This is a genomic window from Vibrio sinaloensis, assembly GCF_000808535.1.
Classification (GTDB): domain Bacteria; phylum Pseudomonadota; class Gammaproteobacteria; order Enterobacterales; family Vibrionaceae; genus Vibrio; species Vibrio sinaloensis_D.
In genome coordinates, this window is record NZ_JWLV01000027.1 from 18,454 (window position 1) to 45,348 (window position 26,895).

Consider the following 26,895-nt stretch of genomic DNA (forward strand, 5'->3'; position numbering starts at 1 on the left):
GCCAATTGGCTCCTCATTCGTTTATTTGCTCAATGTCTGACCATGACTGCGGATGACGTCCTGATACCAATAGAAGCTTTTCTTGCGCTTACGTTCAAGCGTGCCGCTTCCATCATCATGGCGATCCACATAAATGTAGCCGTATCGTTTACTCATCTCGGCAGTCGAGTTCGCGACTAAGTCAATCGGTCCCCAACTGGTAAAGCCCATCAAATCAACACCATCGAGTATCGCCTCTTGAGCCTGTACGAGGTGATCATTTAAGTACGCGATGCGATAGTCATCAATAATCTCGCCTTCTGGTGTCACTTCATCACGCGCGCCCAACCCGTTTTCAACAATAAACAACGGTTTTTGGTATCGGTCGTATAAAAAGTTGAGCAACACTCGCAGCCCTTTCGGGTCAATCAACCAACCCCACTGGCTTTTCTCAAGGTAAGGATTCGGCACACCTGAAACGATGTTGCCGACTTCTTTATCTTTGGGATCGGCGCTAGCACAGCCACTGGCGTAATAGCTAAACGAAATAAAATCGACACTCGCGCTGGCCAGCAGTTCGAGATCGCCCTCTTGCATATCGATGGTAATCCCTTTTTCGCGGAAATAACGTTGCATGTACCCAGGGTACTTACCACGTGTTTGCACATCCCCGAAAAACAGCCATTGATTGTTCTCATGCCTCGCTGCCAGAACATCATCTGGGTTGCAGGTGTACGGATAATAAAGCGCCCCCAACAGCATATTGCCGATTTTGGCATCTGGGATGATTTGATGACACAGGTTCACCGCTTTGGCATTGGCAAGAAGTTGGTGATGAATCGCTTGGTAGATCGCTTGCTCGCTCGCATCTTCTTGAAGACCAACCCCGGTAAAAGGCGCGTGCAAAGACATGTTGATTTCATTGAAGGTTAGCCAAAGTTTGACCTTGTTTTTATAACGCTCAAACACCGTGCGTGCGTAACGTTCGAAAAAGGTGATGAGCTCTCGGCTCCCCCAGCCGCCGTAGTTTTCCACCAATGCGTAAGGCATCTCATAGTGCGATAAGGTGACAAACGGCTGCATCCCGTGTGCGGCTAACTCATCAAACAACTTGTCATAGTAGGCAAGACCGGCTTCATTGGGTTCTAACTCGTCACCATTTGGAAAAATGCGCGTCCAAGCAATGGACAAACGTAAGCAGTTGAAACCCATCTCTTCAAACAACTGAATATCTTCTGGGTAACGATGGTAAAAGTCGATGGCGAGATCTTTGATTCCTTCGTTTCGTTCTTCCCGTGTTTGGTGAGGGCTCAAAATACCGTTTGGCAACATGTCTGAGGTAGACAAGCCTTTGCCATCTTGATTGAAGGCGCCTTCGACTTGGTTGGCAGCAATCGCGCCGCCCCAAAGAAAGTGTTTTGGAAATGACATAATCTGTGCTCTTCGAATGATTGTTTGGATTAGTCTACGCCGATATTCGACGCAAAATAGGGCCGGTTTTTTAGATTACCCTTTCCTAGTTTGTAGACGCTCTTCAATGATCTGAGAGTAGCTATTCGCCTTAACCCCGTAAATGATTTGCACATGTTGCTCATCTAAGATCACAACGCCAAATGCGCCGCTGTCCGTCAGACGTTTTTTATCAATCAAAGCGGTCTGCTTAAGTGTCAGTCGAAGGCGAGTCGCGCACGCGCCAGGTTCCAAAATATTGTCAAGACCGCCAATCGCGTCGACGATCTCGGTGACTTCTTGCTCATAGTTATTGTTCGTTGAGCCTAAGCGTTTTATGGTTTGAATAATTTTACGAAACATAGTCGTGCCGTTTTAAGCGAAATAAACCTCACATGTAACACAAGCACTTTCGCGTTTCTCTGACTCAAAGCAAGACCTAAGCAAAAAGACGATTACGAGCGTATAATGCCCCGTTGATTAAGCAGGTCGCACACGTGTTGTGTCTTCTCGCGGAACATATCGCGCAGCAAGCGCACAGTGGGTGTGATAGAGCGACGACTTGGGCAGACCAACCACAATTCACTGCTTGTGGGCTGGTAGTCAGGCATGATTTCCACGACATTTCCCGCCAGCAAATCGTTCGACATATCCAAATAAGATTTTATCGCGATCCCTTTTCCGGCCACGCACCAGCGTCTTACCAAATCCGCATCGTTTGATGCCCGATTTCCCGACATTTTTACTTTGATCTCTTGCCCATCTTTGACAAATTCCCACTCATCTTTCAGCACATCACGTAACTGATAAAACAGCCCATTGTGATGCTTTAAGTCATCAGGGTGTTTGGGTTCGCCATGTTTGGCTAAATACTCAGGGCTGGCACACAATACTTTTCGAATATCACATATCTTAAATCCATACAGGTTTGAATCTGTCGGTGAACCATAACGCAGTGCGATATCCACGCCATCACGGTAGAGATCGACATTGCTATCACTCAAGTGGGTGCGCAACGACAACTTAGGGTGCGCGTCTAAAAACTCATCCAACCAAGGGACAACAACATTACGCCCAAGGTCTGAGGAGAGTGAAATTCTCACCTCGCCGTCGATCTCCCCTTGTTCTTCTCGCATAAGCTGCTTCGCTTGCGACAATAGCTCCAGCGCCTTTTCGCACTCTGGGATATAGCGCTCACCTGCACTTGAGAGCCTCAATTGCCGTGTTGTGCGGATAAACAACTCGCTGCCAAGTGACGCTTCAACACGTTTCACAGCTGCACTCGCCGTTGCAGTCCTCATATCTAGCGCGGTGGCAGCTTTAGTAATACTGCGCATCTCAGCCACTTTCAGTACTACGTGCAGATCTTCAAGCAACATATTATCTATTCCTGTTTGATAATTATCGAAAGATTACACCGCCTTTGATGAAAAGCTCAAGCTGACAAAGATCAATATCAAATGAAATAGATTGAGTATTTATTCGGAGCGAGATCGAGTTAGCAATCTTTGCTCTTTGGAGCGTCTATTCTCTATATGTGTGTATTGATTAGGAAGAGGCTGGTTATGCATTACAAACATATCCTTGTCGCATTAGAGATTTCAGAAGAGAGTAACATCCTTATTGAGCGCGCTGTTTTTCTTGCTAAGCAGCTTGATTCACGTATCTCCTTTATTCATATCGACGGGACGCACGGCGAAATCTACCCTGATATTGTCGACATCAAAGCGACCCCAGATCTAAGACCACTCGATAGCCATAAAATGGAGCAGCTCAAGGCATTTGAAGACAATGCCAACTTCCCCATCAGCCAGTTTTTTATCGGAACCGGGGATTTGAGCGACAAGCTGCATGGTGTGATTCAAGACAGCCGAGTGGATCTTTTAATATGCGGCCACCACCAAGACTTTTGGAGTCGCATTGTTTCTTACTCGCAGCACCTCATCAACAAGTCTCCTGTGGATATACTCGTGGTACCGATTGAATCTTGATCGAGCAAATACAAAAAAAGGCCCAAACTCTTTGGGCCTTACTAAAAATATGCATTACTGATCTATGACCAGTAATCGAGTGAATCAGTTGCCCCACGCAAAAGGTTGGAACATAGGATCCAATGGCGTTTTCGCCACGTGATTGACATAGTTACTGATCACTTTCTGCGACAAACCCAGAATCACTTCTAGAACTTGCTGCTGGCCGTAACCCGCTGCATAAAACGCTTCCAGATCAGCCTGAGTCACGTTACCTCTCGCACGAACCATGCTCAAGGTAAAGTCGTGCAAGGCTTGAAGTTTGTCTGTTGGTAGCAGAGTCCCGTCTCGCAGCGCCTGTGTAATATTCTCATCCACCTTCATTGAGTTAGCGATCAATGTATGCGCAGGAACACAGTAACGGCATTCGTGTTCTACGTTGATGGTTTGCCAAACAACAGTGAGTTCTTCAGCGGTAAATGAGCTGTTGGCGAAATGAGCATGAAGCTGATTGTACGCCTTAAGCGTTTCTGGTGATTCAGCCAATGTCGCAAGTAAATTCGGAACCGCGCCCATGTTTTGCTGCGCACCTTGCAAGATGGCTTTCGACTCTTCTGGTGCTGATTCAATAGTGTGGCGTTTGAACTCGTTCATTTTCTTTCCTTCCTGTCTTTGTTTTTCAGTGCTAGATACGCCCTAGCGATGAACATACGATAGATCTATTTGAACGAACGTTCAATAATTAATTTGAACAATCGTTCAAATAATTTTAAAGCCATTAAAAATCAGTAATTTATTTTTATGTGCCTAGTATCACAGACGATAAAGATGCTTGATCACAGCTTTACCGCCCCTAACAAACCACCTATAATTTGAACTGTCGTTCAACATTGAGTTTCTACAGCATGGGCAAAACCGCAAAATTCGACCGAGAGTGGGTCATCAATCAAGCCACCGATCTCTATTGGCAAAAAGGCTTTCACGCCACCTCAATGAGAAACTTACAAGACGTGATCGATATGCGCCCAGGCAGCATTTACGCAGCATTTGGCAGCAAAGATGGGCTGTTTAAGGAAGCGTTGAACAACTACACGCAGATGGGTATTGAGAACTTAAACGCCTGCCTAGAAGCTTCCTCTTCGCCACTGGATGGTCTGAAAGCGTTTGTGAAACAAGTGGTTATAAATACGAAACATCATGCGCCCAATGGAATGTGCATGTTGGCCAAAACCATCGCAGAATTGACCGATGAACACCAAGCACTGCTAGAACAAGCACAAGCCTGTTTTCGCAAGATGGAAGAGACATTTGCACAAGTGATTGTTCAAGCGCAGCAGCATGGTGAACTCTCTCCAGAGAAAGATGCCAACAAACTTGCTCGGCATCTCCAAGTGCAAATTGCGGGTTTGCGTACCTACGCGAAAGCCAACGACGATGACACGCTGCTTGAAGAAATGATCGACGATATTTTTACTCATCACCCGTTTTAAGTGTTGAGTATTGCAAAGACGACAAAGCCTGACGCTAAGGTCAGGCTTTGTCGTCTTTTTCAGGGATATTGTGATTAAAGCACTTCAATCACGTCATCCATGTGCATACGCGCTTTCGGTAGGCCGTGGTTGTAATCTTCCCCACCTTGGTGGTAGCCAATCGCCAATGCCACTTCACAGACATGCCCATCTAACTCTTGCTCAAAGATCTGGCCGATAAGCTCTGGATCGACCCCTTCCATTGGCGTTGAATCAATACCAAGGCGAGCCAAAGTGTGCAGTAAGTTACCCAGTGCAATGTAGACTTGTGCTTTTGTCCAATTGCCGTTAAAGCCATTTTCGTCGGTATTCGCTTCTGCAAACCCGTAGGCACCATCAAGCATCATGTGGTAACGCTCTTCCGGTAAGTGGCCTGATGTCACTTCGGCATCGACACGCTTGGCATATTTCTCTTTGGTGAATTTTGGATCGTAAGCCATGAGAATAGTGTGTGAAGCTTCTTTCGCGTGCGGTTGATTAAATTGATGCTTATTGGCAAACGTATCGTGGAAACGCTGTTTCGCATCGTCGCTTTCCAATACGATGAATTTCCAAGGCTGCGAATTGATAGACGAAGCCGATAGACGCAGCGCCTCTTTGATCACTTGGATATCGTCAGCAGAAATGCGTTTCGTCGCATCGTATTTTTTCGCGGTGTAACGAGTGTTTAAGTCTTTAATGATTGGATGTGTCATGTTCGTGCCTCAATATAATAGGGGTTGCGTTACGCAATATGGGTCAATTCGTCGAGAGTAAACCGTTCAACCGCGACTTCTGTTGCGGCTTTGTACGCGGCAATGTGCTCGCTTTGCAGGTGTTTTTGCAGCAGCTCGCGTGATGTCCAATTTTCCAGGAAGACAAAATGCGCTGGATTCTCGTTGTCTTGGTGCAAATTGTAATCTATGCAGCCTTCTTCCAAGCGAGTTGGCTCTATCAGCTTGATAAGCTCACTTTTCACCACTTCGATTTTGTCTTGCTTAGCAATAATATTTGCCACAATTGTCAATTTGCTCATCGACTTAGCCTTGATATTTATCGTCCGCAACCACTTTGATTGCTTCAGCTTTATGTTTGCTTGAGAGTGATATTAAGGCAGGATAAGAGCGCGATAAAGCGTCTAATTTTTGAATTATTATCAATTATTTTTTGATAATAGAGAGGCTGATACTGAGGCATAGTCCAGAGCTCTAGGATAGAGCGGACGATAGGCACTTGTTCAATTTCCAAGCTAAAGGAGCCGATAAAGAAATATCAGACTTCGGCACACTCGATGCGAAGCCTGATAGCTGAGTTAAAACTGATAGTTCATCTCGACGCGAAAGTCTGTTCCATCTAGAGTCTCACCCCAGTTCCAAAATGCGCGGATGTTTTGCCTCGGTGTTATTTGATAGCCGATCGCCGCTTCGTTGACGAATCCATAGCTCTCTTGATAGCCGTCATTACCGCCAAGCTGAGTGGTGTACATAGGGTTGTAGTTAAGCCAAATGGAGTCGGTGATCTCAACTTTACCGTACATGCCGACTAAACCAAATGATGACGGTACCGAGTAACCAGAGTCACTTTCATCAACCGTTAAACCAAGTCCCGCTAAAGGATAAAGCTGTACCGCACCCAGTTTAGGCAAAGATTGGATCAAGCTGTAAGACGCGTTACCTACTCCTGCCTCAAAGTTCCAATTGAGGTCAATTTGGTTGCCTCGACCGTTAGTGGTATCAACATGGAAATGACGATAGCGCATCGAGTCAACCGAGTCAGTTGCCTGAGATGATGTGCCCAGTAAATCACCGCCAATGCCTTTTAACTCTAATACATGTTGAGCCATCGTCTCTTCATGGCCTGTATCATAAGATTGGCCCAGCTTAATGTTGGCCCCTTTTGTGGTCCAACCCGCTCCTGCTTGGGTATAAACCGCAAGTGGGTCACTCATGTCTTGAACGTCTTCGGCCTTAATTTGTGGTGCGATGATGAGCGTGGCGAATATAGCGGCGAAGGTAGCACGTGGAACGAAGGTGTTTTTATCAAATTTCATCTGTCTTACCCCATTTGATTTCCCAATAAAAGAAAGATGAGGCATCCCTGCCTCATCTGGTATCCGATAATTGGGTTATCGAACGTGTAGGTAGAATGGAGAAAATACGTCTGTCACATCCACTAGGCGTTGCAGCTTGTTTAAGTCTCCTTTGACTGCTTTTGCCGATGACTCTTTAACACTCAAATCTTTGACTAAGAACAGGTGAACAAAATCAGCTTTCGATACTTTCACCGTTAAGTCGGCATTGTCTGCGTGCATCTTGTCGATTGCCATGGTGCGATTTGACACATTAATCAAGTAGCTCGCCCCTTCAATATCAATATTGATAACGATGGTTTCATCAGCTTTTAACTCTTCCGCTTTCAGGCGAGTTGGGATTAAGCTAATCACATCATCGGTTGGCGCATCGACAAATTTGCTCGCGTCACCAAAGAAGTTCATCGTATCGAGCACACCATCAAGTTGGCCACGTAGCTCAGCTGCACCGGTTAAACCCCAGTGGCGCCAGCCTGGTACCGATTGCTCCCACGCCCAGTTTTCCATCGCTTGTGCTTTCAGTTCACGAGCGTCCATGTCTTGGTGGTCAACACGAATAACATGAGTAAGCACTTGCATCGCTTCACCGTATTTGTGCTCTTTGATGAACTGCTCTGCCGCTTTCTTGATCTTGGCATCACCGCCCATCATATCAACGTACATTTGTGCCATATCTTTATGAGCAGGCTTAGCAAACTCTGATGCGTCACCGTTAAACCAACCCACATTACCTGCATAGATGTTGGCAACGTTTTGGTACTCAGAGCCACGAAGCGGGCGCAAGTAGTCATGGTCTTTCAGCTCTTCTGGTAAACGGATAGAGTCAGAAAGCTCATGCATGGTGTAACCTTTGTTGATGAAACGTACGGTTTGGTCTTGCATGTAACGTAAGCTGTCTGCATACGCCTTCATCACATCTTCTACACGGTCAACCCCTACCGCCGAACGACCATGGTGCAAAGACAAAGCTGACGGGTGGTAACGACGCATACGGTCGATAGAATCTGCCCACTCTAGACCATCACGGTATTCTGCACCGCGAATGGTGTAGAGGTTTGGTAGCGTTTCACCTTGGATAGTATCGCCGCCAACCATGTCGCCAGTTTCGTGAACATAAAGTCCTACGCCATCTGGTGCTTCACCAGGGGTATGGAAGAACTCAAGCGTTAAACCATCCACTTCAAGAATCAGCAAGTCATCAACTAAGATATTTGGCGCAAAGAAGTTCTTATTCTGAGAGCGCATAATCACTTCTGACGGGTAGCCTACGCCTTGGTTCACACCTTTGTCGTACTCGTTGTCACGCTGTAGGAATGCACCAAATGCATAGCCAGTACGAATTGATTGTTGGTTAAGGTAAATACCCGACTCTTCGTTCATTTTGCGTTGGAAATCGGCATGAGCAATTACATTGATTTCTCCCGCTTCAAAACGCTCACGAGTCGTTAAACCTTCACTACCAGCCCACTGATCTGGGTGGTGGTGTGTGTAGAAAATAGTGTGCACTTCACGCTCATCTCCAGTTGCTTGGCGATAAGCCGCTAGCATGGCTTCTGCTGTCTCTTTCGCCGAACCAGCATCAGCAATAATCAAGCCTTCATCACCTTGAATAAAGGTAATTGATGCGCCTTCAAAACCATAGGCGTTGTACATACGGTCGCTAAGTTTGAAGATAACAGGCTGTGTCAGGTGCTGTTCCATCTCAGCAAGTTCTGGGTGGATTTTGCCCTCTTTCAATGCCGCTTGCATGTTCTCTTCTGAGTACTGAGGTGTAAACAGAGGCTCACCGCGCCAGATGATTTCAGGGAACTGCCCAGAGACATCTTTATCAGAAAGCTGAACATAGCTGTTTTTCTCTGCTGAGAACTTAGGCTCAACAAATTTCACACCATTTTTCACTGGGTCATAGTTATCTGAAATGATGATGTTGTAGTCACTGATGTCGAAAGCGTGGCTGTGGTCGCCATGAGTCAAACGCTCTGACGCTTCATGAGAATGTGCTGATGCGCCAAAAGCAACCAAGATAGATAAAGCAACGATAGACTTTTTCATAATATTACCCTGAAACAATAATTTTGGATTAATCGATTCGGGTGTCCTTACCAATTCGCTTCAAATCCGTCTGCGTTGTTGATGAGGTAATATTAAGATGGTGACGTGTGGTTAACCATTGACCAGCGACTATTCAATACATAGTTATTATCTATGTGTTGTTATTTAACTCGGCTAAAAAAAACCACTCAACTGAGTGGCTGTTTTAGGCAGCGTTTGATGCTCTCTCGGGCATCCTTATGAGCTTGATTGGTCAGATTCCGGCGATGATAGATGAGTTTCAGTTGATACGGGCGGATGGGGAATGGTGGCTCTAAAACCTTGAGTCCAAGCTCCTGCGCTAAACCAAACATGCTTTCCGCCACAATACAGATTGCATCCGTATTTCTAACACTCAGTAGAAGGTTCGACGGCCCAGTGACTTCTCGCACAATACGCCGCCTAAAAGATTGCTCGGTTCGAGCCTCCAGTGCGCCGACATTTCGGTCTTGGAGCCTCAAGCGGATGTGATCAGCTTGATCGAACTGCGCCATAGAGAGTGTGCCCCCAATAAATGGGTGATCTTTACGACAAGCAAAACCAATCTTATAGTCTCGAACCTCTTCTGTTACAAAGGTATGATCATCCACGGTGATATCATCAAACAGCATATCCACTTCACCAGAGCGAATTTTATCTAGCATGCGATACTCAATCGCGGGGCTTTCTGTTAACAATACGCCCTGCATGTTCGGCAGTGACTGGAGAATAATCTCAGGCCCACTAACAATCAGTTGGCGCGGCATATAAAGCGCTTGATTCAGTTGCTCCATAATCGGCCGCATTTGATAAGCAAGGGAATCCGCTGCCGCAGTTGGCTGGATTGTCCTGCCAAGTTTCACAAACAATGGTTGACCATAACTCTCTTCAAACTTTTTGATCGCACTACTCATAGAAGGTTGGGTCATATCCAGATGTTCAGCTGCCTTGGTAATGCTGCCAAAATCATAAACCGCTAAGAAATGCTTGATAAAGTTTAGGTTCATCATTGCTACTGTTTACACTCTCGATAAGGGGATACAGACACCATACACTTTTACCCATAGATTGCTCAAACAAAGTTATTAGCTATGATTTACCTCTCATTGACACTGCAGAAGCAATAAAATCTTATTGACCCAGATTAATAAAAAGTGAACTAGACCAACATCACATTTTTGAACCCCGTAGAATGCGTGCTCACGTTCATGTTGAGTAAGAGATAAATAGTGACACGCGATCAATTTGAGTTATTAGCCCCGGGTGGCGATCTGGATTCCATCAAAGCCGCTATTGCTGCAGGTGCCGATGCCATATACTGCGGACTAGACCGCTTTAATGCCCGCAACCGAGCGACCAACCTCACTTTAGATAACTTAAATGGCGTGTTGCAGATCGCGCATCAGCACGATTGTAAGATCTTCCTGACTCTAAACGTGTTGATTCTGGAAAGCGAAATTCCAGCCATCGTGCGTTTGCTCAGCCAATTAAACACAACCGCAATTGATGGCGTCATCGTGCAAGATCTTGGCTTGGCTTACATCCTCAAGAATCATTTCCCAGATCTAGACGTACACGCTTCGACCCAGCTCAATACGCACAATGAAGGTCAGATCCTGTTTCTTAACCAGCTAACGGCCAGCCGCGTGAATCTCTCTCGTGAATTGAACATCAATGAGATTAAGCATTTAGCTCAGTTTGGTCGTGAACACGATGTGATGATGGAAGTGTTTGTCCACGGCTCATACTGCATTGGTTTCTCTGGCATCTGTTACATCAGCTCGGCACGTAACGGCGCTTCGGGCAACCGTGGTCGTTGCAGCCAACCTTGTCGTGAGCAGTACGAAACCACCAAAACAGGCAATAGTTACCCACTCAATATGAAAGACAACTCGGCATTTGGCGATTTAGAAGCCCTTGCCGATGCGGGCGTGTATTCGTTGAAAGTGGAAGGCCGCATTAAGAAATCTCACTACGTTTACACCGTGGTCGATAACTGGCGTAAACAGATTGACCGCTTGTGTGATGGAGTAGAACTGTCAAGCGACACCACTGAGCTTTACACCGTTTTCAATCGCGATTTCTCCAACGCGTTTTTGCAAGGCGACTTTGGTAAAGCGATGTACATCGACAACCCTCGTGACCACGCGGTGAAACATTTCTCGAAGATCTACAAATGCGAATCCGCCGATGATGTACAAGGCGTGAAGAAGAAGCTCTACGACGACAAAACCGCGATCATTGAGAAGGTTGCAGAGAAGACTCAAGATTTTGATGTGACTTCAACGCAAGGCTATGCCAGCAGCCTAAAAGGCGCAATTGATGTCCCCACTTTGCCAACGTTGCCTGCGCCACAAATGCGCGAAGGCGCTCCTAGGCTATCGGTATTGATTTCATCAGTAGAAGATACCGCACTATGCGAAAACAGCAATGTCGATGTCTACTTCCAGCTACCAATGGGATTGGCCGGTGAGCTGAATGCGATGATTGAATTGTTCCAAGCAAACCCAAGATTGAAACCTTGGTTCCCCGCCATTTTGATTGGTGACGATTACCAAGCCGCACGTGCATTCTTAGAAGCCGTAAAACCAGCGCTGTCGATCACCAATAACTCTGGCGTGGGCATGTTGGCTCAAGAGCTAGGTTTAGGTTGGGTTGCAGGCCCGCAAATGAACACGGTGAACTCGTACTCGTTCAAGTGTTTACAAGAAGAGTTCGCCGCAAGCGGTGCGTTTATCTCTAACGAGCTGAACATGAAGCAGATGCGCCACATTAAGCGACCACACAACATGCGCAGCTACTACAGCATTTACCACCCAAACACTCTGCTCACCAGTCGCCAATGTTTGTTCCAACAAACCGAAGGCTGTCGCAAGATTAAAGTCAATAAAGGCTGTTTGAAGCGCTGCGACAAGCGCACGTCCATCATCAACCTAAAAGACAACCCGTACGTGGTACAAAAGCAAAAAGGCAGTCATAACGCGATCTACAGCGAGTACAACGTCCTCAATCTGCAAGTGCTGCAAGATTTACCGCAGCTGTTGACTGACGTGTTGATTGACCTGCGCGATATTCAAACAGAAACCAAAGTATCGGTGAGTAAGCCAGAGTTAGTCGATGCATTTTTACTTGCGCTAAAAGAACCAAACTCAGAGCGTGCCCAAACGCTCAACGATATAATTCAACCTACGGCAAACGCACAATATTTAAAGGGGTTATAACAAAAGCTTTGCTCGCTTCTAATTCGCGTCATTTGATGGCTTGAACCAAGACCAAGCTATGACTACAATGGCGCACTTTTTCTACGGACTTCAAGGTCACAAAAAATGACAGATACAGCTAAACCAGCTCTACCAGATCGCCTATCAGGCAACCCACGTAGCCCATTCTTTGTAAAAGAGTGCTTCGATCACCAGATCGGTATTCGCTTTAAAGGCAAAGAGCGCACAGACGTTGAAGAGTACTGCGTAAGCGAAGGCTGGGTAAAAATTGCGTCTCCAAAAGCAAAAGACCGCTACGGTAACCCTATGCTTATCCAACTTAAAGGCGAAGTAGAAGCGTACTACATCTAAGTCAGACTTAGCCTAATTTAACGAAAGCCACTCAGTTGAGTGGCTTTTTTGTTCGTCGCAAAAAGCCATCTTTTCAAACCATAAAGATCTTTACTTGTGATGATTAAAACATTTGATAAATATAGATAAAATAAGCACTTAGAATACTGGTTCACGTTATAAAACCAGTAGATTATGAAAAGAACCTTACTTGCACTTTCGATAGCCACCATCACCATGACAGGCTGTCACGACAAAATCACCATAGACGACATTCCTGTCTCTCCTGATCCTCAACCGCCAATAGAAACCATTCCTCCGACAGACATCATCCCTCCTGTCACTTACATCGGCTCACTGCTTGCTTCAGGTCAAACGGTATCGGGAGAAGTGGAGTGTAATGGCAGCGTTCTTAGCCAAGGTACGTTTGAAGTTAAACAGGGCACCTCGTTCAGTTGTACTTTGGGACATGTCCAACTCGGTGAATTTATTGCACCTTTCCCAAGTGATTCGCGCAACGCCACATTCAATGACAACATCACAACATCGTTTGATTTAAGTCAGTTACATGGCCAAAACGTAACCAAAGTCCTTCAATCGATCGATGCCTGCGACAGCAACAGTGAAATCTGCCTTAACGAAATAGACGCTTTCGATATTGAAGATGTTTATCAGCACCTTAATGACAATCAAGTTGTTGATGACTACCTAGACAATAAGAAACAAGAGTCGACCGATGAAGTGGATAAAGCGCCAAGCTCTCACGTCGATGAAGATGTCGTGCCAGCAGTCGATCCAGACGCAAGTAACAACCTGCACTCTAACTTTGTTTCTGCATCTGCGGAAGAGAGCTACGTTTATAAGCCAAGCAGCGAAGGTAAAGTGCTGACGCGAAGCAAGCTGACGGATGAAAACGGCCAAGCCATCAGTGGTATCAGTTATTTCTCAGCCAACTCTACAGGCATCACGGACGAAAATGGCGAATTCGAATACTTGTGGGGCGATACCATCACATTCGGTATCGATACGTTTGAATTTGGCAAACTAACAGGCAACCAAATCGACTATAAACTCACAGATGTCACCGATAATCAGGTGGTAAAAGCCAACATCCAATCGCTACTTGATCGTTACGCCACCTCTAACACAAACAATTTGGAAATTAGCGAGAAGGTGCAACAAACCTTTGCTCGCTATCCAAATGTCATCAACGAACTCATTAATCTAAGCCTACCGAATGGCGGCATTATTGACGGTTCTGATTTTGCGCTACCTAACGAATTTGAAGCCCAGTTTAGTAGCGGGCTAACCGCAGATATTGATGGGGAGCTCAATCAAACCACGCCATTTAGCAGAGCTTTCCACCAGCCAGCGGTGCTTTCCTTGGACAGTGGTAAATACGTGACTGAATCCTTGAATGCTATCTTTCGCAACGTGAACACCTTCCATGTATTCAATGACAACGGCAGCTTCTATGGGGCAACGGGTTACACACGCGGTATGCGTGCTCTCAACCTGTCTAACCGTGCTTTCCCAATCATGATGCCTCGCGCGGACAAAAACCGAGAACTCAATTTTGGCGAGCAACAAGCATGGACACGCGAGGGCAGACCATACATTGCGGAGCATCCAACCATAGACATGCCAGCGATCCCAACCGTGTCTGAAGACAATGCAACTTACGGATTTCCATTCGTTACAGCGGGTGAAATTGGCCAAGGCAAAGTGGTATTTATGGGTAACGGCTTGTACCCGAGTATATTGTCGTGCCCTGAGAGTTATTGGGCAGATCGCGCCTTAAAGATCGATAGCAAAACACAAACATGTTCTATCAACAGTGCAGTGAATACATTGCATGACGATAACGGGGCAATGAAGCGGTTCTTCTCTAACCTGTTCCAATGGTTTAACAAAGGCGAATCGGTAGCCGGATTAAACATTGCGACCAACATAACCAAAGCGTACGCCGCACACCATAACTCACAGTCGGGTTTAGAATACGACTTCTTTGTTAATCCAGAATTTGGCTTTGGCGCATTGACCACCTTGGGTAAAAATGGACTCAGCGGGCTTGATGCAAAGCAAACACCTATCCTGTTGCTGCAGGCGTATCCAAAACGCATCATCGGCGACGGTATGACCTACCAGTTCGTTGCAGACTTAGACAACCCCAACCTCAGCCAACGTGACATCACGGCGTTGATTAAGTACATCAACGATGGCGGCAACGTGCTGTTTATGGAAGCGCTGCAAACCGCAAACCCTGAGCCAATTGGCCGCTTAGCGGACGCTGCCGGTATATCCGTTGGCGGAGAAAACGTGACGCCAACCAACCAAGCTTTCTGCGGCTCGTCTTACTATTGCCAAAGCATGTACCCAAATCTACATGTTAAAAGCCAACACGATATGGTGGTGTTAGAGCGATTCCAAGATGTGGATGGCAAACCGCCGTTCACCGTCCATCAAAATGGCAGTGTTGAATGGATAAAAGATGAAACCAAGATCAAGTTCGAAATTCCGACTTATGAAGTGGTCAAGCTGGACGAAAACGGCAAGCCTGTTCTGGATGATGAAGGGCAAATAGTCAAAATAACTAAGCACGCTCGTATTTTTGTTAAGAGCGAAGCAGAACGCTTAGCCGCCATTGAAGAGCTACAAACCGCTTTCGAGGGGACACCCGTTTGTAGTAACGACTATCAATACGAGTTTAACTGTATTGAGACACGCCAAGGGGATGGTTTCACTGTTCGTGGTAACTACTATCGTGCCGATTTCGACCGTTATGAAGTCAGCCCATCGGTTATCAGTAGCATGGTTAAAGCCGCGAATCTAGGGGCAAACTTTACCGCTCTGTACAACCACGAGATCTATTACCGAACTAAAGGTAAACAGGGCGTGCGTTTATCAAGTACAGAGTTAAACCAAACTTACGACAACCTCTCTATCTGGATGTGGAACGACAACCCCTACCGCTACGAGAGTAATATTCAAGACGAACTTGGCTTTAAGCAAGCCGTTCAGTTCCTCAACTGTTATACCGATGGCAAACATCAGCCAAACGCTGGCGAAGCAAACTGCCCCGTTGATCTCAAAGCATCGCTGGTTGCAAACAACATGCTTCATGGTGAAGGTGAGTTTGCAGGACAACTCAACCCTAGCTACCCCCTTAACTACATGGAAAAACCTCTGACTCGTATTATGTTAGGGCGTTCATTCTGGGACTTCGACATTACGGTAGACACCACTCAATACCCAGGGAAAACGCCGGGCTTTGGTGGCAATGAATCAATCAATATCCAAACCGACGGGCAAGCGGTCTCCTACTCGGCAGGCAACCGACAATCCACAGGTCTATGGGCACCTCAGTTGCAAGACGTTTCTGTAAGCGGCGGCGTAGCGGCAACCATTACCGTAATGATGGCCGATGATTTAACGGGTAAACCACGCCATGAAGTAAGCTTGAAACGCCCGCCGAGAATGCAAACAAGCTATCACTACGATGGTTCAACGTTGACCTTCAAGGCTCCATACGGTGGCTTGATCTATGTTCAACCCAAAGAGACAGAACTGGGTGAAGTCACCTTCAATTTCGAAGGCGTAGAAAAAGCAGCGTGGTGGAAAGAAGGCGAGTGGATAAACTCTCCAGATTTGGCAACGGCACCGATCGCCGAAGTGGATACGGGTTCATTCATCTACACCACGGCGGTTAAAAATCTAGAAAACCTAGATTTGGATAAATTCGCCAAGGAGATGAACCGCTTCGCAGATGCGGCAAGTGACTTCTATGGCAGGGATGAGACCACGGCAGACGGCCTACATCGCCGCTTCACCTACCCAGAGCTCAAAGAGTTTCGACATCGATTCGTCAATGACGTGCAGATTTCTATCGGCGCCGCTCACTCGGGCTATCCGGTCATGAACTCTGGTTTCAATGCCAATAGCACTAACGTCCCGACCAACGCAATGGACGATTGGTTGTTGTGGCATGAAGTCGGTCACAACCTCGCTGCCGCACCTTTCACGGCTGCTGGAAGTACAGAGGTAACCAACAATGTGCTGGCCCTGTACATGCAAGAGCTTGAAGGTCGCAACAACAACCCAGAGATGGATCGTATTCGCACCGACATCAAAAAAGCACCAATTTGGCTAAGCTCTAACAATGGACACGCTTGGTCTCACGGCGATGCGGGTATGCGTCTGGTGATGTTCGGTCAACTGAAAATCTGGGCTAAACACCATTTCAAAATCGATAACTGGTACCCAGACGCCGAAAAACCAGCGGTGTATGGCAGCGATGAAGGCTGGAACATGTTCAAGCTAATGCACCGTAAAGCGCGTGGTGATTCGCAAGGAGATGAAGGCAAAAACTACTGCAGTTCTTCAGAAACCGGCTTGTCTGGCGGGGACTTAATGATGGTATGTAGCTCTTACGTATCAGGCTACGATTTGAGTGAATTTTTCAACGCATGGAACGTTGGTGAAACCTCAATGACCAACCCAGATGGTCATAAAGTGTATCAAGGTCCTATAAGCCAAGCGGCCTTAACTATGCTAGAGACACTCAAGCTAAGTAAGCCGCAAGCGTCGCCACTTACAGTAAACTCACTCGACTACGCTCCAAACTAAGCAGCAGTCATCTCAGCAAAAAGCACAAAGCGCATGTTAGGCTCTCGTCTACGTGCGCTTTTTCTTTGGTCAGATTTCAAACAAAATTTGTTTCACAAACTCAATGATGGCAATATGCACCAAAATGAATATTAACTTTACGGACGAAGATATGAAGCTTACATTGAGAAAAGCGCTCCCCTCAGATTTGGACTTTCTGATCAATCTACGCCATGCAACCATGCGCGATTACCTCGAAGATGCCGGTATGCCAACCACTTACGAAGCCTATGTAGACCGAATTCAATACAAATTTGATTGCGCGCAGATCATCAACCTTGATGACACTCCGATTGGGTTGTTTAAAACCGAGTACCAAAAAGAACAAAACCTGTGGTACCTGATCCAAATTCAAATCCACCCAGGCTATCAGAACTTACAAGTTGGTAGCCAACTGATCTACTCACTGATAGAAAAAGCAAAAATAACCAATGCAGTGGTTGGTTTAAGCGTTATCAAAACCAATCCCGCTTACAAGTTGTATCAACGACTCGGTTTTGAGAAAGTAGGTGAAAACAAATTTGAGCACGAGCTAGAACTCTATCCATAGCCCAGCGCTCTAGCAGTAATAATAAGGACATCTATGCTCTTCACTCAGCACCTAATTCTCAAACCTGCAACAGAAGGTGATCTCGATATCTTCCTTGAGATTCTAGGTTCAGATGCTTTAACCAAATACCTTCCCAAAGGCAGCGCGTATACGGAAGATGAAATTAAGTTATACACGGAAAAACGCCTTGCTCATTGGCAGCATGGCTATGGCACCTACATCATTTATGAGAAAGCAAAACCTAACATTAAGATTGGGTATGTCGGTGTAGAACAATGCGCCGATCCAAGGTTTAGTGATGTGCGCTACGCTATCCTTCCCCGTTATCAGGGCAAAGGTTATGTCTTTGAAGCCGCCAACGCCGTGATTTCGGAAACCTTCAAGACCCAAGCGCTAGACAAGATTTATGGTGTCGCCTTAAAGCAAAACTTAGCCTCATTGGCGATCATCAAAAAACTAGGAATGACAGCAGATCCCAATACCGGACTCTATGGCGAGTTTGACGATCTTTTGACTTACTCCGTCGCTCGATAATTAGAGGAGCCCGCTATGAACCATGTCATGCTAGATATTGATGGTACGCTGATTCAGTCCTACGAGCTCGATGAGCAATGTTTTGTGTCCGCGGTACAAGAAGTCACAGGCCTAACCCTTTCGAGCGATTGGGAGGCTTATCCCCACGCAACCGACAAAGGCATTCTGCAAACCTTTGTCGAAAGACAGGCTCCCCACTACTCTTTCGAAACGTTAGAACGTTTAGTAAAACCCGTCTTCATTCGCAACATCGCCAATACGCTACGAGATGAGCCGGCTAAAGAAATCCCAGGTGCAAGAGATTTTGTTTCTTATCTACTGCAAAGCGACCAACACATAGTGTCAATCGCCACAGGCGGCTGGGGAGAAACCGCTAAACTCAAGTTGGAGTCAGCGGGGTTCAACCCGAATGGCTTAATGATAGCCTCTTCTAACGATCATCACTCCCGCACTCAAATTATGCGCGTGGCGCAATCTAAGGCTGACCAAAGCGCTGAACTGCCCGTGACCTATTTTGGTGACGCGAGTTGGGATGTGAAAGCATGCAAAGAGTTGGGAATAAACTTAGTCATCGTCGGCAACCGCACTCAACATCACCAGCAAATCAATGACTTCTCATGTCTACATAGTGTGCTACGTTATCTTTAAACTAACATCGATTGTGACTCACGTTTCTTTAAAGCCAGTATAAGAGTTTTTGATCGCCACACTTAAAAGAGTCAGGAGAGGAAATGGAAAGCCCACTTGTCACACTTAAACACGCCAGCAAAAGTTTTGTCGATGGCAAAGAGACACATCGCGTGTTGGAAGGCGTCGACTTTACGTTGAACACAGGAGCAAGTGTTGCGCTGACGGGCGCCAGTGGTAGTGGCAAAAGTACCTTACTCAATGTCATCGCTGGCTTTGAGCCACTTTCCGATGGTGAATTGTGGTTAGATGGTGATAACACAGCGGCTTGGAAAGACCCACAATGGAGCCGATTTCGACACCAAAAACTCGGTGTTATCTTCCAGCAATTCAACCTGTTAACGCCGCTCAACGTGCAGCAAAACATCGCCTTCCCTCTGAATTTGAATCAACAGAAATGGAACGACTGGTGCGATTATTTAGTCGAGACTCTAGGCATCAGCCAACTTCTCGACAGGCATGTTTCTGCTCTTTCAGGCGGTCAACAACAACGCGTCGCTATTGCCCGTGCACTTGCCCACAAACCCAAACTTCTGCTTGCTGATGAACCCACAGGAAACCTCGACCAAAAAGCAGGGTTAGAAGTGATGAAACTACTCAGTGAAATCACCACCCAAGGTAACACTGCCGTGCTGTTAGTCACCCACAGCCATGAGTGCGCTGAGTTCATGCAAACCCAATTATGTTTGAAGGATGGGCGCTTGGAAAATAGCCAGCTACAGAACAGTCATCAAGTAGACAAACACGAGCTTCGCCATGAAGCAAGCTAAGCTATCAAACACCAGATTCACTCATACTCGACTCGCCCTGAATCTGTTTGCGGCACATTACCGACAAGCGCCACTGCAAGCCGCCGCAATTCTGATCGGTATCGTGCTGGCTGTGACCTTATTTGTTGCGGTGCAAGCCATCAACCTCAATGCCAAGCGCAGTTATGCGGAGTCTACCGAGCAGCTTAGCGCACAAGCTCAGAACTTAATCATTCCACCCGCAGGGCAAAACTATCTGCCTGAATCGCTCTACTTCACCCTTAGACAAAACGGGCTCAGTGCAGCGCTACCTGTAATCGAAGGGCGAGTGAGAGATGAACAAGGGCGTCGCTGGTCAGTACAAGGCAGCGAGTTGATTGCCGCCATCTCATCGCGTTCTCGGTACTCTGCAAACGGAAAGTCATCAGAAAACCAACAAAACGTCTCTTTGTTCGACAGTGCTTTACCTTTGCCTGAGCTTTTGGTCGGCACGCCAATCGTGATGATGAGCCAATCTCAACATCAAAACTTAGGAGAGGTAGAAACCATAACGTTAGACGACATCCCAACCCAAGTGGTTGTATTACCTGACGAATGGCAGTTAGGTAGCCGAATGTTGATGGACATTGGCTTTGCCCAGCAACTGCTCAATAAACAAGGACAGCTCAGTTATATTGCAGTTTTCCGTTCGAGTGATAAGGGGAATAAAGACACGCAAGCAAAATGGCAAAGCATCATTGGTGAGCAAGGACAATGGATTTCCAATAATCAAAGTACCGACCTTGGCTCGCTGACCGACAGCTTTCACCTCAATCTCACGGCAATGAGCTTACTCGCCTTTTTAGTCGGGCTGTTCATTGCTTACAACGGCGTAAAGTACAGCTTGCTTAAGCGCAATCGCCTGTTAGTGCAGATTCAACAGGCAGGCGTTGCGCCGAGCATTGTGTTCTCTGCGCTGTTAGTTGAACTCACAATTCTGGTTACCATCGGTGCTTCGCTAGGTTTTGTGTTGGGCATGCAGCTTAGCCACTGGTTACATCCGACCGTGGCACTGACTCTAGAACAACTTTATGGCGCGACACTGCTGCCCGGCACTTGGCAGTGGCAATGGTGGGCGCAAGCATTGCTGCTCACTTTAGCTGCCACCCTATTGGCATGTTGGCAGCACTTTAAACAGCGAGTGCGCCAGCCGCTCTCTTCTCATGGTGGATTCTATCAAGCACCTGAAGCCTCTAACGAAAACCAATTGTTCTTGATAGGTGCTGCGTTGACAACTCTCGCTCTCGCAGGGTTATGGCTGAGTGAACACCACCGCTTCACCATGGCGTGGCTCGGCGTGCTTGTGGTGTCGATTCCTTTGTACTTGCCCAAAACACTCAGCGTATTAGCCAATTGGTGTGAAAAGCGCACCAGTTCTGGTTTGATGCAGTATCTGTTTGCTGAGCTGCGTGAGCTGATTTCTCCGCTTTCTCTCGCCATGATGGCGCTGTTACTCGCCGTTACGGCCAATATGGGGATGAACACCTTGGTGGGCAGCTTTGAATCCACCCTAAAACAGTGGTTAGAACAAAGACTGCACGCCGATATTTACGTCAGCCCTGCCCAAGGGGAAATCGCAGATGTAGAGCGCGCATTAGGGCAGTTCGACAAGGTTGAGACCGTCTACAAGCAATACTACGTCGACGATAACCTGCAAGGCTTACCGATTTTGCTTGGCACCAAAGACAAAGACACCTTAGAGCAAACCATGGTGTTCAAATCGCATTTGGAGAACTTCTGGTCACGCTTTTACCAAGGTGAGTTAGTCGCTATCAGTGAGCCAACCGCGGTCAAACTGGGTCTATCACTGGGTAGCGAGCTCACGCTTGATGCCGTTCCAAGTAAGAACCTGCTTGTGGGTGCGGTATTCCATGATTACGGCTCACCCAACGGTGAAGTGTTATTAGCACCTAAATTATGGCAAGAGAGCGGATTTACCGACTTGCCGACAAGCCTTGGCATTAAAGTCTCGGGTGACCCACAAATCGTATACGACCAACTGCGCGAGCAACTGAATCTGCATCCAAGTCAGCTCTACGATCAGGCGCAAATCAAATCCATCGCGTTGGATATTTTCTCGCAGACCTTCGCCATTACACGCGCACTCAACGGCGTGACGTTGATGGTCGCAGTGATTGGCTTGTTCAGTGCTTGTTTTATGTTACTCGACGCGCGCAAAGCCGCCATTGCAAGGCTGTATGCACTTGGCGTCAGCCGTCGTAAATTAATGACCATGGTAGTCGGACAGATCGTTGCTTTGGTCAGTTTTACTCTGGTTATCGCCCTGCCCCTCGGTGCGATGGTGGGTTACGTGCTGACAGACATCGTCACCTTGCGCGCTTTTGGTTGGAGCTTAAATTATCTGTGGAATTGGAGTGATGCCCTCAGCATTGCGGCGATCACCATCTTGGTGGCAGTGATTGCAACCTTGATTCCGCTGTGGCGATTGGTCAGTAAGCCTGTCGTCTCCAGTTTGCAAAGCGAGGTGTTGTGATGGTTCGATTAGCAAGCAAACTTACTCTACTTATAAGCAGCTTATTCCTATTTGGATGTGAAGATCCCCAACAAAAAAATATGAGCACACAAAATATGGGCACGTTGCTGGGAAGCGGAGATACGCAAAGCGAGAGCAACTTATTCACACCCGTGGAAAAAGGGGTTGAACTCACCTTCCCAGCAGACCATCAAGCGCACCCGAATTTTCGTCATGAATGGTGGTACTTAACCGCTAACTTAATTGATGAAGACAGCAACCCACTTGGCATTCAATGGACACAATTTCGCTTTGCTACTGCGCCGCCGCCACCGCCATCGCCAAAGGGCGAAGATGACGTGAAGAAAACCGAATGGCAGACTCAGCAAATCTACATGGCACACAGCGCGGTCACGACCGCGGACAAACACTACGCCGATGAAAAATGGTCACGCGCTCAAGCCTCTCTAGCCGGCGTCGACACTTCACCATTTCGGGTTTATCTCGATGATTGGCAGTGGACTTCTTCAAGCAACGACCTCTTCCCTGCTACGCTAAATGCCAATTCAGAGCAGTTTGGCTACTCACTAAAACTGACCAGCAGCGCACCGTATCAAAAGCAAGGCGAGCAAGGGTACAGCACCAAAAGCGCCGATGGTCAGGTGGCTTCGTATTACTACAGCCAACCGTTTATTGAAGTCTCCGGTGAAGTCACCATCGACGGCAAAAACCATCAAGTATCCGGCAAAGGTTGGATAGACCGAGAGTGGAGCTCGCAATTCTTACTCGACTCACAACAAGGCTGGGACTGGTTTGCCCTAAGGTTGAGTGACGACACCAGCTTGGTGGTGTTCCAATTGCGAGATTCCAAAACCGGTCAAGCCAGTTACTCCAGCGCAAAGCTGATGCACCAAGAGGGCTCTGGCATTGCTATCCCACAAAAAGACATTCAGTTAAAGGCGACTAAGCAAACAGAAATCCAAGGGCGAACGTATCCAACCCAGTGGCAAGTGTCGATTCCAAATCAACAAATTGAGCTTACGGTTTCTGCTCTCAACCAGAACGCGAAAATGCCGCTTTCAGTGCCTTATTGGGAGGGCCCAGTACGTATTGAGGGCTCTCATTCTGGGACTGGCTATATGGAACTAACGGGGTATTGAAATGTTGAGCAGGAGCCCCAATTATTCTGCTAGAACAAATACTGGCAACCAAGTCATACACTGCGCTGCAGTATCATCCAATGATTGAAAGGAAATATGATGAACCCAATTATCGCCTTGCTGAAAGAGAACAACATCAGCGATGAACAGATCAACGAAATCTTCCAGACTCTGACGCAGAACCCGCTTGCGGCAATGGCAACCATCAGCCAACTGGGTTTGCCACAAGAGAAGCTACAAATGCTGATGACACAAGTGATGCAAAACCCTGCGCTCATCAAAGAAGCCGTTGACGAACTAGGCTTAGACTTCTCTAAAGTTGAAGAAGCAAAAGAGAAACTTCAGAGCCAAAGCCAAGGCAACTAATTTTTCGCAATTAAGTCTTAGCCATTTAGCGCTCAATCAAGAAAAAGCCGTTCGCCCGAACATTTGGGTTAACGGCTTTTTGCGCTCCAAACTCAACCAATTTCTATCACGCATTTCTCACTAACCACTCTTGAAACATTGATTCAATTCGGTAGGCTTTGAGCAACTCTAGCAAGGATGAGCTAACCAATGCGCGTTGATTACCAAAAAAGACTATTGCCTGTTATTCGCTATCTAGAAACGCATTTTAACGAGCCGTTAAATCTGCCAGAGGTCGCCGCGCTTGCCAATCTTTCACCGTATCACTTTCATCGCACCTTTAAAGCAGTTCAAGGTGAAACGCTGGCGGATTTTATTCGCAGACTGCGTTTAGAAGCCGCGGCAGATGAGCTATTTAAATCCAAGCAACCGGTTTTAAATGTCGCACTAGAATATGGATTTTCTAGCTCCCAAAGCCTAGCGAAAGCGTTCAAACAGCATTTTGGCGTGACCCCTACTGCATTTCGAGATTGCGATAACTATCAAGAGTTTGCCTTACTGGCTCGAAACAGCAAGATTGGACACACCTTGCGCAAGAATGGAAACGAAGTATCAACAAGCGATCCATATACTGGCTCTACACCAACAACATGGAGCAGCACAATGGAAACGCAAAACTTTGAAAAATCAAAACTGGCTTACATTCGCGTAAACGGCCCTTACGGCCAAGGTTATGAAGAGCCATCTGGCCGCTTGTATCAATGGGCAGGGATGAAAGGCTTGGCAGGAAATACCTGCATCTTCATCTACCATGACAACCCAGAAATCACCCCTGATGAGAAGTGTCGTACCGACATCTGCTTGATGGTGCCAGAAGATACACAAGTGGCAAACGGTATCGAACTGCAAGACTTCCCAGGCGGCCAATACGCGGTAATGCGCCAGAGCATCACGGACGTCAATCAATATGCGCAAATGTGGGATGAGCTAATGGGCAAAGTCATTGAGTCTGGACTGGAAAACGACTGCAGACCATGCTTTGAGCTCTACCACAGCTACGATCCGCAAACCCACCATGCGGATGTGAGTTTCTGCACCGCAATCAAATAACCCAACCTCTTCAAAAGCCTGCGTTCGAGCGGGCTTTCTTATCATCAGATTCAATAAGGCTTGACTAAACTTAACCGATCGCATACATCAATTGATAGGGAGTTATGGGGACTCCTCATACGATATGGACATTGAAATGGATTCAATCTATCTGTTAACCAGAGTTACCTCCAAGCCTTCAAGACGGGTGCTAAGAAAAGCCGTTCGTTTTGCCCACGCAGCAAATAAAGCGCTTCATATTTACGCCGAAGATTACCGTCGAAGCGAGGAACATACCTTTATCGATTTTTTGCTCAAAGGCGAAGAGAGCAGCGCCCGATATAATGACTATTTCATGCAGTGGTGCACCTCCGTAATAGAGTTAGTTGAAGAAATTTGCGCGGAAATAGAGTTCCCAGAAATGGATGTTAATTTCGACTTACTCTCTGGAAACAATTGGGAGAAGAAGCTCTCGAAAGACCACCAAAACTGCGCCGACGTGTTCTTGGTCGATTATTCTCGAGGCGTATTAGCACCGCAGCTACTTAGGGAGTTGGCGCGTCAAAGTCACGATGTCTTGTTACTGACGGAGAACAAATGGGGACAAGAGATAAAAATTGCCGCCGCCATTGATCCACTCCACCGCGGAGACAAAAATGCGGACATTGATAAAGCGATTATTGACCGCAGCTTAGAGACTGGCGCAAAGCTCAATGCCTCGACCACACTGGTATATTGCCAATATGTCGCGCCATACTTAAATCGCTATTCACAAGAAATTCTCGCCAATCAAAAGCACGCCATCAAAGAGTTTCTCAATAGCAACAAGTTCTACCAACTGCCTTTGCGGTTGATTAAAGCCAACCCTGAAGAAGGTTTACCCGATGCCGTCGATGCCATTGGCGCATCCATTCTAGCCATGGGCGCTTGCAAACGTATCGCGCTCTCTCGGTATTGGTCAGGCAGTACCGTGGATGTGTTACTGGCCAACCCGCCGTGTGATTTAATGCTCGTGAGTAAATAGCATTGCATAAAAAAGGGGAGCACCACGCTAATGCCGTTCACTTAAGGTGAGCGGCATTGTTTTTTCTAGGGTATCGGCTTGGTTTTTTCTTCACTACTCTAGGGAAGGATCTTTCCCGTCTTGGCTCTAATATTAAACTCTCGCTTATTGAGTAAAAGTTCTGAAGTTGCCTAGGTATTGCTCCTAGTGACGAGTATGGAAGGCCGACTAGCAAGCGCATAATATGGGCTAATGCACCGTTGAAGCTTAGTTGGTATGGCAGGTAATCTCCATTCAACGTGTGACACATTTGAACCATTTGATACCTGACTAAGTTATACGTTAGCAAGATCCCCCAAAGCTCTTGCTTCACTAATTCTGGAAGTCGACTTCTTAGTGTAAGTCGGTTGCCAAGCATATATTGTTTTTGTTCTCGGTATCCGAGCTCAATTTCCCAGCGGTATCCATAAAGACCAACTATGTCTGATTTTGGGTAAAGCATCGGGTCGGTCATTGAGGTAAGAACATCATATGACTTGCCATTCTTGACCCTCGTAATTAGACGGACAACAACTTCATGTTCTAGCGTTGGCCATTTCTTGCGAGCTTGCGGGTTACTCTTCAGTTTAATGAGTTTATCTTGTCGACCAAGGGACTGAACGACTTCATAATTTAATCCCTTTTTCATTGGGATGAGCCAATGTCGATTTACACCTTTAGCGCTCCACTCTTGAAGTAACCCAAGAGAGTAAAAGCCCTTATCGAAAAGGGTTAGACTGTTGTCGGGAGTCGTTTCCATTAGTTGCTCGGCCAGCGTCATTTCATTCACGGTATAACAGTCGAAAGCGCTGCCTGTGATTAGATGACTGCTTAGTTCCATCTGGCACACCATACGTAGCTGAGGGTACTGTGTTTCTTTACCATCACGATTGGTAGGCTTTGCAAAAGCCTCGGCGTTATCATTGGTATCCTCTGTTCGCCACAA

24 protein-coding genes are annotated in these 26,895 nt (G+C 46.8%); 14 read left to right on the forward strand and 10 right to left on the reverse strand.

All coding sequences use genetic code 11. The features are described 5' to 3' along the window. Positions 1–21: 21 nt before the first annotated feature. The 3 genes from RJ47_RS14480 to RJ47_RS14490 all read right to left on the reverse strand — a co-directional run bounded on the left by RJ47_RS14480 (position 22) and on the right by RJ47_RS14490 (position 2,807). Positions 22–1,413, reverse strand: coding sequence for a glycoside hydrolase family 1 protein (locus RJ47_RS14480; protein WP_039484630.1), 1,392 nt, complete (start codon positions 1,411–1,413; stop codon positions 22–24). Positions 1,414–1,485: 72 nt separating this feature from the next. Then, entirely contained in the window at positions 1,486–1,791 is a 306-nt protein-coding gene (locus tag RJ47_RS14485; protein ID WP_005473891.1) for a PTS transporter subunit EIIB, read from the reverse strand. Positions 1,792–1,883: 92 nt separating this feature from the next. Then, positions 1,884–2,807, reverse strand: coding sequence for a LysR family transcriptional regulator (locus tag RJ47_RS14490; protein ID WP_039484633.1), 924 nt, complete (start codon positions 2,805–2,807; stop codon positions 1,884–1,886). Positions 2,808–2,993: 186 nt separating this feature from the next. On the opposite strand from RJ47_RS14490, the gene RJ47_RS14495 reads away from it, so the two are divergent. Continuing rightward, entirely contained in the window at positions 2,994–3,419 is a 426-nt protein-coding gene (locus tag RJ47_RS14495; protein WP_005473951.1) for a universal stress protein, read from the forward strand. 84 nt (positions 3,420–3,503) lie between these two features. Here the strand turns inward: RJ47_RS14495 and RJ47_RS14500 are convergent, their stop codons facing one another. Beyond that, positions 3,504–4,052 (reverse strand): carboxymuconolactone decarboxylase family protein, encoded by a 549-nt coding sequence (locus RJ47_RS14500; protein WP_038135768.1) that lies wholly within the window; start codon positions 4,050–4,052, stop codon positions 3,504–3,506. Between the two features lie 251 nt (positions 4,053–4,303). On the opposite strand from RJ47_RS14500, the gene RJ47_RS14505 reads away from it, so the two are divergent. After that, positions 4,304–4,888 (forward strand): TetR/AcrR family transcriptional regulator, encoded by a 585-nt coding sequence (locus RJ47_RS14505; RefSeq protein WP_005473883.1) that lies wholly within the window; start codon positions 4,304–4,306, stop codon positions 4,886–4,888. Positions 4,889–4,962: 74 nt separating this feature from the next. Here RJ47_RS14505 and RJ47_RS14510 read toward each other — a convergent pair whose 3' ends face one another. The 5 genes from RJ47_RS14510 to RJ47_RS14530 form a co-directional block, all read right to left on the reverse strand. Then, the gene (locus RJ47_RS14510; protein ID WP_039484636.1) at positions 4,963–5,622 is read right to left on the reverse strand and encodes a nitroreductase family protein; all 660 of its coding nucleotides are present in this window, start codon (positions 5,620–5,622) and stop codon (positions 4,963–4,965) included. Between the two features lie 29 nt (positions 5,623–5,651). Further along, complete coding sequence (locus RJ47_RS14515) at positions 5,652–5,942, reverse strand: putative quinol monooxygenase (protein ID WP_039484640.1); 291 nt, start codon at positions 5,940–5,942, stop codon at positions 5,652–5,654. A gap of 276 nt (positions 5,943–6,218) precedes the next feature. Continuing rightward, complete coding sequence (locus RJ47_RS14520) at positions 6,219–6,956, reverse strand: hypothetical protein (RefSeq protein WP_039484641.1); 738 nt, start codon at positions 6,954–6,956, stop codon at positions 6,219–6,221. Positions 6,957–7,031: 75 nt separating this feature from the next. Then, positions 7,032–9,047, reverse strand: a complete 2,016-nt coding sequence (locus RJ47_RS14525) for an alkyl sulfatase dimerization domain-containing protein (RefSeq protein WP_052237960.1) — start codon at positions 9,045–9,047, stop codon at positions 7,032–7,034. A gap of 188 nt (positions 9,048–9,235) precedes the next feature. Continuing rightward, positions 9,236–10,075: a LysR family transcriptional regulator gene (locus RJ47_RS14530; protein WP_231565957.1), complete on the reverse strand. Its 840-nt coding sequence runs from the start codon at positions 10,073–10,075 to the stop codon at positions 9,236–9,238. Between the two features lie 219 nt (positions 10,076–10,294). On the opposite strand from RJ47_RS14530, the gene RJ47_RS14535 reads away from it, so the two are divergent. From RJ47_RS14535 to RJ47_RS14590, 12 genes are all read left to right on the forward strand, one after another. Continuing rightward, positions 10,295–12,286: a peptidase U32 family protein gene (locus RJ47_RS14535; RefSeq protein WP_039484648.1), complete on the forward strand. Its 1,992-nt coding sequence runs from the start codon at positions 10,295–10,297 to the stop codon at positions 12,284–12,286. A 105-nt stretch (positions 12,287–12,391) separates the two neighbouring features. Further along, positions 12,392–12,637: a DUF3297 family protein gene (locus tag RJ47_RS14540; protein ID WP_038135750.1), complete on the forward strand. Its 246-nt coding sequence runs from the start codon at positions 12,392–12,394 to the stop codon at positions 12,635–12,637. 174 nt (positions 12,638–12,811) lie between these two features. Beyond that, entirely contained in the window at positions 12,812–17,242 is a 4,431-nt protein-coding gene (locus RJ47_RS14545; RefSeq protein ID WP_039484651.1) for an SslE/AcfD family lipoprotein zinc metalloprotease, read from the forward strand. Positions 17,243–17,393: 151 nt separating this feature from the next. Next, entirely contained in the window at positions 17,394–17,831 is a 438-nt protein-coding gene (locus RJ47_RS14550; protein ID WP_038136152.1) for a GNAT family N-acetyltransferase, read from the forward strand. A gap of 33 nt (positions 17,832–17,864) precedes the next feature. After that, positions 17,865–18,365 (forward strand): GNAT family N-acetyltransferase, encoded by a 501-nt coding sequence (locus RJ47_RS14555; RefSeq protein WP_039484653.1) that lies wholly within the window; start codon positions 17,865–17,867, stop codon positions 18,363–18,365. Positions 18,366–18,380: 15 nt separating this feature from the next. Continuing rightward, a complete protein-coding gene (locus RJ47_RS14560; protein ID WP_039484655.1) occupies positions 18,381–19,013 on the forward strand; it encodes an HAD family hydrolase in 633 nt (210 codons plus the stop codon). A gap of 83 nt (positions 19,014–19,096) precedes the next feature. After that, the gene (locus tag RJ47_RS14565; protein ID WP_039484658.1) at positions 19,097–19,822 is read left to right on the forward strand and encodes an ABC transporter ATP-binding protein; all 726 of its coding nucleotides are present in this window, start codon (positions 19,097–19,099) and stop codon (positions 19,820–19,822) included. Next, positions 19,809–22,334, forward strand: a complete 2,526-nt coding sequence (locus tag RJ47_RS14570; protein ID WP_039484661.1) for an ABC transporter permease — start codon at positions 19,809–19,811, stop codon at positions 22,332–22,334. The genes RJ47_RS14565 and RJ47_RS14570 overlap by 14 nt, the downstream gene beginning before the upstream one ends. After that, positions 22,334–23,473 (forward strand): lipocalin-like domain-containing protein, encoded by a 1,140-nt coding sequence (locus RJ47_RS14575; protein ID WP_039484664.1) that lies wholly within the window; start codon positions 22,334–22,336, stop codon positions 23,471–23,473. Before RJ47_RS14570 ends, RJ47_RS14575 begins: the two co-directional genes overlap by 1 nt. 99 nt (positions 23,474–23,572) lie before the next feature. Continuing rightward, on the forward strand, positions 23,573–23,839 hold the full coding sequence (locus RJ47_RS14580; RefSeq protein ID WP_039484667.1) for a DUF2999 family protein: 267 nt from the start codon (positions 23,573–23,575) through the stop codon (positions 23,837–23,839). A 189-nt stretch (positions 23,840–24,028) separates the two neighbouring features. Next, on the forward strand, positions 24,029–24,928 hold the full coding sequence (locus RJ47_RS14585; RefSeq protein ID WP_039484672.1) for an AraC family transcriptional regulator: 900 nt from the start codon (positions 24,029–24,031) through the stop codon (positions 24,926–24,928). Positions 24,929–25,064: 136 nt separating this feature from the next. Next, complete coding sequence (locus RJ47_RS14590; protein ID WP_038188897.1) at positions 25,065–25,931, forward strand: universal stress protein; 867 nt, start codon at positions 25,065–25,067, stop codon at positions 25,929–25,931. A gap of 37 nt (positions 25,932–25,968) precedes the next feature. On the opposite strand, the gene RJ47_RS14595 is transcribed toward RJ47_RS14590, so the two are convergent. Continuing rightward, the coding region (locus tag RJ47_RS14595; protein WP_039484675.1) for an IS4 family transposase at positions 25,969–26,895 on the reverse strand (927 nt) is incomplete at its 5' end.